This window comes from Bradyrhizobium sp. 186 (assembly GCF_023101685.1).
Classification (GTDB): domain Bacteria; phylum Pseudomonadota; class Alphaproteobacteria; order Rhizobiales; family Xanthobacteraceae; genus Bradyrhizobium.
In genome coordinates, this window is sequence record NZ_CP082164.1 from 9,000,704 (window position 1) to 9,015,155 (window position 14,452).

Genomic DNA, 14,452 nt, shown 5'->3' on the forward strand with positions numbered 1-14,452 from the left:
CGTGAAATCTTCAACTGGTGTAAATGCTTAGGAGATCTGCATGGAATTCCGTCCGCTTCACGACCGCGTCGTGGTCAAGCGCATCGACGCAGAAGAAAAGACCGCTGGCGGCATCATCATTCCGGACACTGCCAAGGAAAAGCCTTCGCAAGGTGAAGTCATCGCCGTCGGCCCCGGCGGCCGCGACGAGAGCGGCAAGCTGATCCCGATCGACGTCCTGGTCGGCGACCGCGTCCTGTTCGGCAAGTGGTCAGGCACCGAGGTCAAGATCGACGGCCAGGAGCTGTTGATCATGAAGGAGAGCGACATCCTGGGCGTTCTCACGGACGCGTCCGCCAAGAAGAAGGCGGCCTAAACCATCGCTCGCACCGCTCATCCTGAGGAGCGCCTGCTGGGCGTCGCCAAGGGTGAGACCAAGTAAAACATTCAGGAAAACCCACATGTCAGCCAAAGAAGTCAAGTTCGGCGTAGACGCCCGCGACCGCATGTTGCGCGGCGTCGAAATTCTCAACAACGCGGTAAAGGTCACCCTCGGTCCAAAGGGCCGCAACGTGGTGCTCGACAAGTCGTTCGGCGCTCCCCGCATCACCAAGGACGGCGTCACCGTCGCCAAGGAGATCGAGCTCGACGACAAGTTCGAGAACATGGGCGCGCAGATGGTGCGCGAAGTCGCCTCCAAGTCCGCCGATGCGGCCGGCGACGGCACCACCACCGCAACCGTGCTCGCGGCCGCGATCGTTCGTGAAGGCGCCAAGTCGGTTGCCGCCGGCATGAACCCGATGGACCTGAAGCGTGGTATCGACCTGGCCGTGGAAGCCGTGGTCGCCGACCTCGTCAAGAACTCCAAGAAGGTCACCTCGAACGACGAGATCGCCCAGGTCGGCACCATCTCGGCCAACGGCGATGCCGAAATCGGCAAGTTCCTCTCCGACGCCATGAAGAAGGTCGGCAACGAGGGTGTCATCACCGTCGAGGAAGCCAAGTCGCTCGAGACCGAGCTCGACGTCGTCGAGGGCATGCAGTTCGACCGCGGCTACATCTCGCCCTACTTCGTCACCAACGCCGACAAGATGCGCGTTGAGATGGACGACGCCTACATCCTCATCAACGAGAAGAAGCTCTCCTCGCTGAACGAGCTGCTGCCGCTGCTCGAGGCCGTGGTGCAGACCGGCAAGCCGCTGATCATCGTCGCCGAGGACGTCGAAGGTGAAGCCCTCGCGACCCTCGTCGTCAACCGTCTGCGCGGTGGTCTGAAGGTCGCGGCCGTCAAGGCTCCGGGCTTCGGCGATCGCCGCAAGGCCATGCTGCAGGACATCGCGATCCTGACCGGCGGCCAGGCGATCTCGGAAGATCTCGGCATCAAGCTCGAGAACGTCACGCTCAACATGCTCGGTCGCGCCAAGAAGGTGATGATCGACAAGGAGAACACCACGATCGTCAACGGCGCCGGCAAGAAGGCCGACATCGAGGCGCGCGTGGCCCAGATCAAGGCGCAGATCGAGGAGACCACCTCGGACTACGACCGTGAGAAGCTCCAGGAGCGTCTCGCCAAGCTCGCAGGCGGCGTCGCGGTGATCCGCGTCGGCGGCGCGACCGAGGTCGAGGTGAAGGAGCGCAAGGATCGCGTTGATGACGCGATGCATGCGACCCGTGCGGCGGTTGAGGAAGGCATCGTCCCGGGCGGCGGCGTCGCCCTGCTCCGTGCCTCCGAGCAGCTCAAGGGTCTGCGCACCAAGAACGACGACCAGAAGACCGGCGTCGAGATCGTGCGCAAGGCGCTGTCCGCGCCCGCTCGCCAGATCGCGATCAACGCCGGTGAAGACGGCTCGGTGATCGTCGGCAAGATCCTTGAGAAGGAGCAATACGCCTACGGCTTCGACTCGCAGACGGGCGAGTATGGCAACCTGGTCACCAAGGGCATCATCGACCCGACCAAGGTCGTGCGCACCGCGATTCAGAACGCTGCCTCGGTTGCGGCTCTGCTGATCACTACCGAGGCCATGGTCGCCGAGCTGCCGAAGAAGAACACCGGCGCGCCCGCGATGCCTCCGGGCGGCGGCATGGGCGGCATGGACTTCTGAGCCAACTCTCTCTGAAAATGCGATCCCCGGCAGAAAAATGCCGGGGTCATTTTTGCTCGCGACTTTTCCAGTTCGTTGTTCTGATCTCGCGCTATGCGCTCTGCGGAAATGACGATCAGCAGTTGCTAGACGTTCCGCTTGGGATTTTGCGAGTCTGCTGTTAGGCATGTCACCGGGAGGACGAGCGGGTGATCGCCGTTTTGCGCAGTCTTTCGCCTCAACGTCGGCGGCTGGTCGAGGCGAAAACCTGAGAACGCCCGGTCGCGGTAGCCACCCATTGGCGCTACTGACTTAAATAGCATCGGCTCCCGCGCTTATCCATCACTGTAAACGGATGCGCGAGCTAGGTGGTGGTCCCCGGGAAGGGGCGATCCTCATCTCTCCTAATTTGGGCCGATCTGTTGCACCGTCCAGAATCAGAAGAAGAACATCGCCAACTCAATCGAGACGGAAGATCTTTCGCCCAACCGCTACAATTTCCCGGTCGGTCGGAGGATTACTTGTCTCGACGTGCAGGGTGAGATCCGGCCTGTTCACTCTCAGGAAGTTCATCAGCTCGGTCTTCTCGGTCCCCGGCCCGATGATCAGCAAATCGGTGCAGCTACTCAGGGCCCAACCTACCCTGACGACAAACGTCGGATCGTCATTCACGTCGGCAGAGCCAGTATTCGCTTTGCAATCAAGACGCTGGGGCGCCAAATGCGCGCGTACGGCCATCGCGCTGACGCCCGTTGAACCTATGGAGAATATCTTAGCAATGAGGTGGTCGATCCACACGACCGCGTGCGAATGAATCTGAGTTGTCATCTCGCTCATGAATGGGTTCCATTGCCTTTCGTGAGTCACCTGTCCGTCGGAGCACAAGCCCGCACGCAAATTCCATGCGGCTGACGATGCAATCATGGGTCAAGTGATCAGCCGTAAACTGACTCGCTACGTTGATGTAGCCGGGAACAGATCGCGTTGACCGTGAGCGCTTTGCAGCTGGAAAGCGGCCACAACCTCATGCCGCACGCCACCTCTTCACGACCGAAGTCTTGTGCATTCTCCGCTCCGTGTCGCCGCCTCCTCCGAGATGGATTTAACGCACCATTGCGAATGCTCGACCGCAACTAAGGAGAGCTCTTGTGGTTGTGAGAGGTCTGGATATTCAGGTTTGCCAAGCCGAAGCCATCCCGCCGGACGTAGGGATGGCTGGAGTGAAGCCATAGAGCACAACGACATCCCCCAGTGGCGGGTCATGACATACACGGATGCGGCCTGGTCACTGATCTCTCCGACCAAACGCGCTGATGTTGACAGGTCGCCATTTGCACTGGCGACCTTAACGAACTCACTCATCAACCGCACTCAATCCACAAGCCGCCTGGATGCATAGGTGTATTCGAGTGCCAGCCGTCGCGCGTATCCCGTGAGATTGGCGGCCGCGCTATGTCCGCCGTCGATATTCTCATAGCAGTAATAGGGCTGGCCGAGCGCAGCAAGCCTGGCGGCTGCCTTGCGGCCGTGGGCCGGATGCACGCGGCCGTCCTTGGTGGAGGTGAGAATGAAGGGGACTGGGTAAGTCTTGCCCGGGACAAGCTTCTGATAGGGCGAGTAGGCCTCGATCCACCCGCGCTGCTCGGGATGGCGGGATCGCCATATTCGCCGATGTAGGAAGAGCCTGCGCCCAAGTTGGTGAACCGAAGCATGTCGAACAGCGCCACCTGCACGATCGCTGCGTTGAAGAGGTCCCGGCGCTGAGTAATCGCGGTGCCCACCAGCAGACCTCCCTGGCTGCCGCCGACCACGCCCAGTCGGCGCGGAGAGGTGACCTTCCGGCGGATTAGGTCCTCCGCAAAGGCGATGAAATCATCCCATGTCCGCTGCTTCGTTGCCGCTTGGGCCGCCTCGTGCCATCGCGGCCCAAACTCGCCGCCGCCGCGCAGGTTCGCGACGACATATGCATTGCCCTGCTCGGGCCAGAGCCGCCCCGTCGCTCCCGCATAGGATGGCAGGAGCGAGGCGTGAAATCCGCCATAACCATTGAGAAGAGTTGGGATCTCCGCTCCGAACCTCGCGTTCTTGGGACGCACCAGAAAGCAGGGAATCCGGGTCCCGTCGAGCGAAGTTGCCTCGAACTGCTCCGCGACATGCCTGGACGGGTTGAACTTCGGAGGTGTCGTCTTCAGTATTTCAAGCCCTTCGCTCGCCGCGTCGAAGTACCAGAGCGACGTCGGCCCCAGATAGTTGGAGACGGTGAACAGCACCACGTCCGTTTCTTCGCTAGCGGCTGACAGGCTGACGTTCTCGTTCGTAGGGAGCGGGATCGGCGTGGCCCGCCAAGTGCCCTGGTCGTACCTGTAGATGAAAGCCTTGCTCTGAACATTGTCAGGGATCGCCAGGATCAACAAGTTCTTGGTGACCGCGAACCCGCTGAGCGCTTGCCGAGGCTCGGGCTGGAAGACGAGCGATGGCATCGCGCGCAGCGGATCTCGCTTCCATTTGCCCAAGCCATACGAGATCATCGAGCCGGCCGCAAAGCGGGTGCTGCCGGACAGTATCCAGTCTTCATCGAGCGTCGCGAGCAGGCGGCCACTGACGATGCCGCTGATGTTCGCTTTCTTTGGCAGGTTTAGCTTGATCGGTCCGTTGGGCCCTAAGAGCACATACTCCTGCTCGAAGAAGCTTATGGCGCGCATGGCGCCGGCCGCATGAACTTTGCCTTCATTATTCCGCAGCACGAAGGGCGCCGCCACGGCATCGGTCGGCTCCCCACGGAAGACCTCGCGCGCTTGAACGAGCGGCTGAGCGCGCTTGAGCTCCTTCAAGACGAAAGGGCAGCCAACCTGCGTCAGGGTCCCTTCTCCCCAATCTCGTGCGATGAGGACCGTGTGGCGGTCGACCCAGCTGACGGGCTGCTTTCCCTCCGGAAGAGCGAAACCGGTCGTGACGAAGGCGTTGGTGTCCGGGTCGAACTCTCGGACGAGCACAGCGTCCTTACCGCCATCAGAAAATTGGACGAGGCACAGGCGCTCTTCGGGCGGCAGGCAGCTAGCGCCTTTAAAGACCCAGTTTTTCTTATCCGCGACCGCCAGCGCGTCAATATCGAGGATGGTCTCCCGGTGCGGGTCCTGGCCGCGATAGCTGTCAAGCCTTGTACGCCCCCAGATGCCGCGCACGTGGTTCTCGTCCTGCCAGAAATTGCTGCGACCCCGCCGTTCCAACGAAACATACGAAATCCGGTCTTTGGCCTGAAGGATGCTGAGCGCCTCCTCATAGAAGCGGCGATTGCGGGGATCTGATTGGAGCACGCCGAGCGTCTTGTCATTATCGACGCGGGCCCAAGCCAGTGCGCGCGGCTGTTCGATTTCCTCGAGCCAAAGGAAGGGATCGTCCACCTGGGCCGCAGCGGCCGACTTCTGGGACACCGCCGTGAAGGACAAACACGTCAGCGAGAGCAACACGGCGGCAAGGAGCGAGTGTTTCATGGGAGTGATCCTGGACTGGGTGGGCCGCCCGGGTCGCGCGACTTGCGAGCTGGCCGGAAGCGGACAGAAGACGTACATTCGGTCTCGACAGCGGACATGCGCGGGACCGTGCCCGCCGGTCCGAACAAAGCAAGCAGCGTGCCGCCTGAAAATTGGAGGTTCTCCAGTCGCTCGGTCGCGCCCGTTGGCTCAAACCTGACAATGCGGTGTTACCTTCGAAAGTATTGTAATGAGCTTTACGCTTCTCACCGATGGAGCAGAGGTGCCCTGCTCTGGCATTTCACAGACCGGTCCGTAATCGCGCTAGAAGCATTTATGGTTCGCCTAGCTTGCAACGGCACGTGCTCAAGAAAGGCCCTCGCGCGGAGAATTTGCCGCGGCTTGGTGCAGCGAGCGCGAGCACATGTCAGCACGGCGCGTCATAATGCGGAGGATCCAGTGACGAGCCCGCCGAGACGGCAGTCGTTCTCGCAATTCGCAGGCATTGCACGAAGTGACTCGCACTCCGCGGGATCGATCATAATTATTTGCAAGCGCAACGCACCCTTAGGCCCACATACCCAACACCTGCGCAGGTTCCGTCGGGTGAGACCAAGAACTGGCTCCACGGAATCAAGCACAGGCTCTCGGCTTTCGTCAAAACCGTCAGGGCAGCGTCTCTTGGTTGTTCATTAAGAGCGGCCACCAATGGTGGTCCGCTACTCACCGACCTCCGAGATCGATGCGGCGTGCCAGGGAGAGGTTGGTCTTCGGCGGGCAACAGCGGTCGTGATCTCCCGAGTCTCTGGTGGTCCGACGCTGACAGGGTGCCAAGGTCGACAAGCGTCCATAATCAAAGGTCTCGAGCATGGCACGATTCGCCTTTCGACACGCGCTTGATCTCGGCATCGGTGCGTTGGCGCACGGAAGGATTTCGTTTGCGCCGGCTACAGCCGAAGGCCGGGTGTTCGGCACCTGAAATTATCCGGCGGACCGCCAACCTTGCACAGTCTTACATACGAGTTTGTGACGTTAGATTACCTTCGAAGCACTTGAGAACGGTTAGGGCACATGCTTGCATGGCATCGAGCAACTTGACTTCTTCGCGCCTGCTCCGTGGAGGAAGAAGAGAATATGCTGTGCAATGGCAGACGCCCGCCAATCTTCTTGTCCTTACTGTTGGCTGTCAGCGTCAGCACGATCGTCAAGGCCGAGGAGCCCTCACCGAAGTACGCTCAGGTGCTCAGTGCCTTGCAGACTGGCAATACTGTGAAGGTCATACTGGACCTAAACCGCTGCACCACTGTCGATGGCAAACCCGGCCCGGCCACAGGGCGGGTTGATTATCAATGCCTTCAGGGTGACTGCCCAGAACGGCATCAGCTTCTCCAATGCTCATCAAACCGTGGACAGTTCCGGGTACCCGGTGACGGAATACATCCGCCACAGCCTCAGCCGCACGGTGCGGGCCTCAAAGCTGGTGGCCGGGCCGGCCAAGGTCATGAACAAGGGCGAATTCGTCTGCGAACTGCGGGACGGCGCGAAGTTCGTCTAGAAATTGGAATGAGGCTTGGGCCGTTCTTAGCCGCGTCGCAATGTGATAGGTATCCCATTCGGCACGCGCCGATGACAACTTCGATCGGGCTACATTACCTGAGGAGCGCTAGCGACCAGGATGCCCAGTTCGTTCGTGCTCACCGCTGCCTGCGCACATCGATGGATTCCGGCGCTAAGGCCGTTCGCGCGGCTCCGCGTTCGCTCCACTCATCCTAATCTAGTGGAGCGCATGCCGCCTGAAGAACGGCTGTTTGGGAGGCGGTGACGTTGTCTCGAAATCCTGATCAGGTTGCCGTAACCGACACTCTAGAACTCCTTCTCGGAGCCATTTTGGATAACGCTCATCGCGGTGTCATCAAGCGCAGCGAGAGGCGCTAGGGCGAACACATCTGTGCAACTGAGTTGGTGCAACTCCATAGGTAAGGCGCTGGGTTAGCGCTGGTTCCGCAGCGAGGCGGAGCCCGAAGCCACGGGACGGCGCAGAGCAGCACACGAAGAGGGAAAACATGTGTGAAGACTGCCCTCCGATTCTGCCTTATCCGATGACGCCGTCTCGCCGTTCGCTAATGCTGTTCACGGCTTCGGCGGCGGGCATGCTGCTGGGCGGTAGGATTGCGGGCGCCATGGAGGCAACAGCGCCGCCAAAACCGGACAACCTTCTCACGCCGGACGCTTCGCTGAAGCGCCTAATGGAAAGCAACGCGCGCTACGTCCAGGGCCTATCACGACGCGACGATTTCAGGCAGGAGCGCGAAGCTTTAATCGGCGGGCAAAATCCATATGCGGCGGTCCTAACCTGCGCCGATTCACGTATCGCACCCGAACATGTTTTCAATAGCGGACTTGGCGATCTGTTCGTCTGCCGTGTCGCTGGTAATTTCGCCAACGATGAAATGCTCGCCAGCATTGAATATGCGGTGGCTGTGCTAAATACCCCGGTGGTCCTGGTACTTGGCCACGATCGCTGCGGCGCCGTCGGTGCTACGATCGAGTCCTTAAGAGAGGGCAAGTCTTTGCCTGGGCACATTCCATCTCTCGCCGCCGCACTTGCGCCCGCGGTAAAAGCGTCTTCCCAGGAAAGCGGGGATGCACTCGCAAATGCGATCCGGCAAAATGTAGTCGACAACGTCAATAAGCTCAAATCGGCGGCTCCGATTTTAAATATAGCAATCGAGCAGAATAGGCTGAAAGTCGTCGGGGGTCTTTATCGGCTCGACACCGGCCGGGTCGAATTGGTAAGCTGACCGTCATCAGAGCGTTAACTTCTGAGCAGTGCCGTTTGAAGCGACAAGGTTGAAAGGTTGTTGTCTCTGCCGCCGAGCCGACCAGATCCTGGTGATCGGAGGGGGACAGATCGTACGCAGCGCGCCGGCGCAGCGCCTTCACGGGGCAAGCCCCCACCCGTGGACAGAATGGATAGTACGTTACGTGCGGACCTGGCTACTTCCAGGAAGCCAGGAGCTTGGACAAATTTGTGCGATCATTTCGTTGAAAGGCCTTGAATCGCACGTAACGTCACATTGTACGATCTTGAAATGAGATCGCGACCTCTGACAAACGAACGTAAGCTACTCCTAGCGTGTGGGGCGATGGCATAACGATCTTGTCGTATTTCGAATTTGCGGCGAACGCTCGCCGTAAATGAGCCGGCGGCAACTCTCCCTTGCCGACGGTCGGCGCGATGTGTAGCAGCGTCGCTCCTCCTAGACTGACTTCGCCCGGCTTCCAAAATGAGGCCGGGCCTTTTTTGCCGTCGGGACGACGTTAGTGCCTTGTCGACGCGCAACTGCTCGATCATCTCGTCCGGAACCAGGCAAACTTGCGAGGTCGAGTCCGGCAAGACAACACGCGTTACGACGACATCGGCACGCTGATTGTAAATCGTCAACACATCGCAGCCTTCGGTTCTACCATACAACGCAACGCTTCCGCAGCCATCAACGACTTGAACGGTTCCGGCCTGTTTTTCCTGTAGACAGGCCATACTGTGCCTTGCGCACGAACACCAATACCGCAACGTACCGACCTGAAGTGGATATCGTGACGCGCACACAACGAACGCATTGGTTTTTGCGTCCCAAAGCCAACTGCTGTGCAGTAGTTCTTATTGTGCAACGGTATCTCTGTGCCTCGAGTCGGCGGGTGCGCGAGATCAGCCGCCGACCGACGCGGAGAAAGACGGTTGCATACAGGACGTGTTTCGCCTGTGTAGCACCCACATCCCGGATCGCACCGCCATCACTGCGTGTCTCAGAGCCAAGCAGGCCAGCTTGAGTCATCAATGTCGCCACGTGATTTCCATTGGCGATACCGCCAAAGAAAAGAACAGGCTCGAAGTGAGGTACTACGAACCATCCTGCACCCTCGATCGCCGCCGCGCGGCGCTCCCCAAACCGAGCCGCAAGGTAATAATTGCGCGGTGGATGGCCGACTCACTGTCAGCAGATAAGCGAGCGGAGCTATCGAAAGCGGACCAACCCGCTCGCAAGTAACGGAAGATCTCGTTTGAGTTGTTTGTTTGGATAGCGAATGCACACACTGCCTTTCGATACAGTCCTTATCGCCAACAGAGGCGAGATCGCCGCCCGCATCATCAAGACATTACGGAAGCTGGGCCTTCGTTCTGCAGTTGTCTACCACGAGGTCGATGCGCGAAGCCCGGCAGTTTCCATGGCCGACACAGCGATTCCTATCAGCGGTCACACGCCGATCGCGGCCTATCTGGACATCGCACAAATTATCGCCGCCGCTCACAAGGCGGGCGCCAGCGCTGTTCATCCAGGTTATGGATTTCTTTCCGAACAGGCTCAATTCGCCACGGCCGTGATAAAGGCCGGCGTTGCGTTCATCGGCCCCGCACCCGAAACTATTGAACTGATGGGTGATAAGATTCGGGCCCGCAACTTCGTCCAGTCGAACGGCTTTCCAGTGGCCCCATCTGCAATTGAGGAGGACGATCCAGCGACGTTCGTCTCCAGGGCGCGTGCAATTGGAACCCCTTTGCTGGTAAAACCGTCAGGGGGCGCGGGCGGCAAGGGCATGCGGATTGTACGCGACGTCCATGCCCTGGAAGGCGCGATTGAGCAGGCTCGCTCTGAGGGGCAACGGTATTTTGGGGATCACCGGCTTTACGTCGAAAGATACATTGAGAACCCGCGGCATATCGAAGTGCAGGTGCTCGGCGACTCCTTTGGGAACATTGTACACCTGTTTGAGCGGGAGTGCTCGGTGCAACGCCGCTTCCAGAAGATCATCGAGGAAGCGCCCTCGCCAGCCCTGTCGCCAGAACTACGGAAACGCGTCTGCGAGACCGCGGTCGGTATCGCACGCGCCGCGAATTATCAAAACGCAGGAACCGTCGAATTCATTTTCGATGCAGGAGAATTCTACTTTCTCGAGATGAATACGCGCCTACAGGTCGAACATCCCGTGACTGAGATGATCACCGGCATCGATCTTGTCGCCGAACAGGTCTATGCCACCGCGGGCCGAGAACTTGGTTTTGCTCAGTCAGATATCGTTTCGAACGGCCACGCTATCGAAGTAAGGCTGTACGCTGAAGCCCCCGAACGAGGCTATGTTCCGACGTCCGGCAAAGTACTTCTTCTCGAGTATCCGAGTGGGGTACGGATTGACAGCGGCATCACGCAGGGTCAGCAAATCACCACTGCGTTTGATCCCATGCTCGCAAAGATCATCGCGCATTCGCCGACGCGCACATTGGCCACCGCGACGGCCAATCACGCGATTCAGGGGGTCATTCTTCTCGGCTGCGAGACAAACGCTAGCTTCCTCGCCCGCATCCTTTCCGACGAGTCGTTTATCCGCGGACAGTTTCATACGGGATATCTGGAGGAAAACCCGCACATTGCCGCTGGTAACTCTGCTACCGGCCTACCGGCATTCCTGGCATCAGCTGCTCTCCTGACCCGACAAGTCCGCGAATCGGCCGATGCCGTGCCCGCGCTTCACGCTTCGCTGGGCCATTGGAGAAATTGACGTGTATCACTCCGTCGAGGTTGATGGCGTCGACCATCAGTTATGGCTTTCACCCTGCCAATCCGGCTCCTATCATCTTCACTTGCGCGACCAAGTCATTTCCCCGGTCGCGTTCGCCCAATACGGCGAGAATTCAGGTGTCCTGACCATTGCCGGCGAGACCGAACGGGTCCGCTTCGTCATCGAAGGCGACCTGATTCACGTCCACATCCGTGGCATGACGCGTGTTTTGCGCTACAGCGACCCGTTGCGAACGCTCGCTTGCGTGAACCAAGAGGAAAGTTCGCTCATGACCCGCGCACCGATGCCGGGAGTAGTCGTTACGATCGCGGTTTCGCCTGGTCAACCGGTATCCGCAGGCGCGGCGCTGATGATGATTGAGAGCATGAAGCTGGAAACTATTATTCGCTCTTCACAGGATGGCGTAGTCGATCGAATCCATTTCAAAGAAGGGGAGAGCTTCGAGCGGGATGCTGTGCTGATTACGCTATCGAAAGAAGGGCGCTGAAATGCTACGAATCGCTTCTGGGGCGAATGTCAATTCGCAAGACTTTCGTCAAAACGAGCTCCACAACAGGCGGCTTGCTGACGAGTTGAAGGAGCGGCAACGTGCCGTCCGCTTCCAGCGGCCCGAGCGGGAGCTCGAGCGCCTTCGACGTCAAAATAAGCTGTTTGTACGAGATCGGATCGACGCCTTGCTCGATCCAAAAACTCCGTTCCTCGAGCTTTCAACGCTGGCCGCTAACAAGGCCTATAACGGCGAAGTGCCCGGCGCGGCACAGGTCGTCGGCATCGGGATCGTCGCGGGTCGCGAGGTGATGGTTCATGCAGACGACGCAAGCGTAAAGGGCGGCGCATGGTATCCGTTGTCTGTCAAGAAGATAGTGCGAGCCTTGGACATCGCAATCGAGAATCGCCTCTCAGTGATTCATTTGTGCGACGGCGCCGGAGGATTCCTACCTTTTCAGGCAGAGTTCTTCGCCGATCGCTACTTCGCGGGTCGGATCCTCCGTAACCAATCCATTCTCTCCAAGATGGGAGTACCGCAGGTCGCGATCGCAATGGGTCATTGCACAGCGGGAGCGGCCTACGTCCCGGCGCTTAGCGAATTCAACATTATGGTCGAGGATACGGGAGCTATATTTCTCGGTGGCCCTCCAGTCGTGAAAGCTGCTACCGGTGAAGACGTATCGGCACAGGAGCTTGGGGGCGCCCACATGCATACGAGCGTGTCGGGCACGAGCGATTATTCCGCAAGCTCCGATATGCACGCTATTGCGATCGCACGTGATATCGTTGCCAGATTCCATCGGGCCGCGAAGACTCCGATTGATCAAGCCGCCCCGGAGCCCCCTGCCTACGACGCATCGGAACTATACGGCATTATTCCAAAGGACCCTCGAGTGCAGTTCGACATGCGGGAGATCATCGCCCGCATGATCGATGGTAGCCGATTTCACGAATACCAGCCGCGTTTCGGCACGTCCCTGCTGTGCGGTTTCGCGCGGCTTCATGGATATCAAATAGGGATTCTTGCAAATAATGGCGTGCTGCTCAGCGAAAGTGCGCTGAAGGGCGCTCACTTCATCCAACTATGCGACAAGAACCGGACGCCCCTGCTCTTCCTGCAGAATACAACGGGTTTCATGGTCGGCCGCGAATACGAACGCCGTGGCATAACCAAGGATGGTGCCAAGCTGATCATGGCCGTCTCGGGAGCGTCGGTCCCAAAATTCACGGTCGTTTGCAACAGCTCGCACGGAGCAGGTACCTACGCTATGGCGGGACGTGCTTTCGATCCTCGGTTCGTCTTCACCTGGCCGCAGTCTCAGATCTCTGCGATGGGCGCCGAGCAAGCGGCAGGTGTGCTGACCCACGTTAAGACCAGACAACTGGCCCGTGACGGTGGGCAGCTCGCAGAGCAGGAGCTGGCAGCCATTCGAGGTCCCCTTCTCGACGAGTATCGGGAACGATCCAGCGCCTACTATGCAACCTCCGAAATCTGGGACGACGGAATTCTTGATCCAGTCGATACCCGAAGTGCACTCGCGATCGCCCTGAGCGCTTCGCTGAATGCTCCCATCGAAGCGCCCCATTATGGCGTATTCCGAATGTAGCCGGCAGGAGTCGAACGTCCGTGTCTGTCGATTCTACTCTCTAACTGGAGTCCAAATCGACGGATCGTCTTGTCCCCGGCATGAGCCAGATTGGTGTCGCCCACATTCCGGGCAGAACTCGAATTCGCGACCTTGGTCAAATTAGACCAACCCGGTTCTAAGTGGTGCGTTGAATTCGGTGACCACGTTGTCGATCAGGACAACGGCGTTGCGTCGAAGCAGGCGGAGCTGGGTCGCATAGGCCTGATTGGCCGCGCATCGAACCTCGCGTGGGGACCACGCAAATTGCGTAACACTCGAGATGATCTGCTCGTTACACTTCTAGCATTGGTAGTGTAATTGCGAGGCTCCTGCGGGTCGAAGCCATCGACATCTGGAGTTCGCGATTGATGCAAGCGCGGGCTGCCCTGCTGACTCTGATCCACCAACGGACGCGTCAGTCACATTAGATCTAAGGTGCGCCCTGCTGATGGATTGTTGGTCCATTCATCACCGACGATAATAATCCTTGGGAGGAGACATGCAAGCCATCATACCGATCGCAGTCAACGATTCCACGACGGGCTGGGTGCAGAAGAAGTCGTCCCGCCATGCTCGACTATGGAACCACCCACCGTCTTGCCGTCCAATCGTCTGATCTGATCTCGAGCAAAGAACACTTGCTCCTTTGCAGGTGAACGCCATCGATAGCTTGATTCTTACGTAGCGTCAGGTTGTAGGATTGCAGAGCGGACTGACGTTCAAGCTGACACCGCGCATGCCTCGACAACGCATACGCGGTCCGAGCCGGACCGGTTGCCGAGCTGCATGACCCCACTAACGCCCGTTTCGAATGACGCCTCGCTGTTGAACGCAGAAAACGAAAACGGGTGAGAATGATGTCATGGGCGCGCAAGTATCGATAACGAGTGACTTAGGATCAGTGCAAACATCCACTAAGCCCACAGACGCTGCCGGTAACGAGCGCCGATGATGCCGCGACGTAATGCCATATCAGGGGCAACATGCAGTGTATTGGTCAGGATCTCGAGCTATGCGCCAGCGCCAGCTGGGAGCATCAACGGGAGTAGTCGTGTGTGGCATCGACGTCATCCTGCAACCGTCGAGTTCGGCTCGATCCCACAAAACCCCAACGTTTGTCCTATCATATATCAGCAAAGAACAGTGTGGGTATCGACAACGTGGAAGATGAGATCAACTAGCGGATTGAGGTCGCGCTCGCACGCGCGACTGGCCAATTGGAACGACT

At 58.9% G+C, this 14,452-nt stretch carries 8 protein-coding genes and 2 pseudogenes; 7 read left to right on the top strand and 3 right to left on the bottom strand.

What is annotated here, in order from left to right; all coding sequences use genetic code 11:
* The first annotated feature begins 40 nt into the window (after nt 1–40).
* The gene (gene groES, locus IVB18_RS42850; RefSeq protein ID WP_247277985.1) at nt 41–355 is read left to right on the top strand and encodes a co-chaperone GroES; all 315 of its coding nucleotides are present in this window, start codon (nt 41–43) and stop codon (nt 353–355) included.
* An 85-nt stretch (nt 356–440) separates the two neighbouring features.
* Entirely contained in the window at nt 441–2,081 is a 1,641-nt protein-coding gene (gene groL / locus IVB18_RS42855) for a chaperonin GroEL (RefSeq protein WP_247986128.1), read from the top strand.
* A 438-nt stretch (nt 2,082–2,519) separates the two neighbouring features.
* On the opposite strand, the gene IVB18_RS42860 is transcribed toward groL, so the two are convergent.
* The 3 genes and pseudogenes from IVB18_RS42860 to IVB18_RS42865 all read right to left on the bottom strand — a co-directional run.
* A complete protein-coding gene (locus tag IVB18_RS42860) occupies nt 2,520–2,897 on the bottom strand; it encodes a hypothetical protein (RefSeq protein ID WP_247986129.1) in 378 nt (125 codons plus the stop codon).
* 534 nt (nt 2,898–3,431) lie between these two features.
* On the bottom strand, nt 3,432–3,725 hold the full coding sequence (locus tag IVB18_RS51515) for a prolyl oligopeptidase family serine peptidase (protein ID WP_346732685.1): 294 nt from the start codon (nt 3,723–3,725) through the stop codon (nt 3,432–3,434).
* Nucleotides 3,726–3,817: 92 nt separating this feature from the next.
* Nucleotides 3,818–5,629, bottom strand: a pseudogene (locus IVB18_RS42865) (prolyl oligopeptidase family serine peptidase); the annotation flags it as partial.
* A 1,035-nt stretch (nt 5,630–6,664) separates the two neighbouring features.
* On the opposite strand from IVB18_RS42865, the pseudogene IVB18_RS42870 reads away from it, so the two are divergent.
* The 5 genes and pseudogenes from IVB18_RS42870 to IVB18_RS42890 all read left to right on the top strand — a co-directional run bounded on the left by IVB18_RS42870 (nt 6,665) and on the right by IVB18_RS42890 (nt 13,203).
* Nucleotides 6,665–7,085, top strand: a pseudogene (locus IVB18_RS42870) (VirK family protein).
* Nucleotides 7,086–7,593: 508 nt separating this feature from the next.
* Nucleotides 7,594–8,331: a carbonic anhydrase gene (locus tag IVB18_RS42875; protein WP_247986131.1), complete on the top strand. Its 738-nt coding sequence runs from the start codon at nt 7,594–7,596 to the stop codon at nt 8,329–8,331.
* A gap of 1,285 nt (nt 8,332–9,616) precedes the next feature.
* Complete coding sequence (locus IVB18_RS42880) at nt 9,617–11,086, top strand: biotin carboxylase N-terminal domain-containing protein (protein ID WP_247986132.1); 1,470 nt, start codon at nt 9,617–9,619, stop codon at nt 11,084–11,086.
* 1 nt (nt 11,087) lies between these two features.
* Nucleotides 11,088–11,594, top strand: a complete 507-nt coding sequence (locus IVB18_RS42885; protein ID WP_247319880.1) for a biotin/lipoyl-containing protein — start codon at nt 11,088–11,090, stop codon at nt 11,592–11,594.
* 1 nt (nt 11,595) lies between these two features.
* Complete coding sequence (locus IVB18_RS42890; protein ID WP_247986133.1) at nt 11,596–13,203, top strand: carboxyl transferase domain-containing protein; 1,608 nt, start codon at nt 11,596–11,598, stop codon at nt 13,201–13,203.
* Nucleotides 13,204–14,452 lie beyond the last annotated feature (1,249 nt).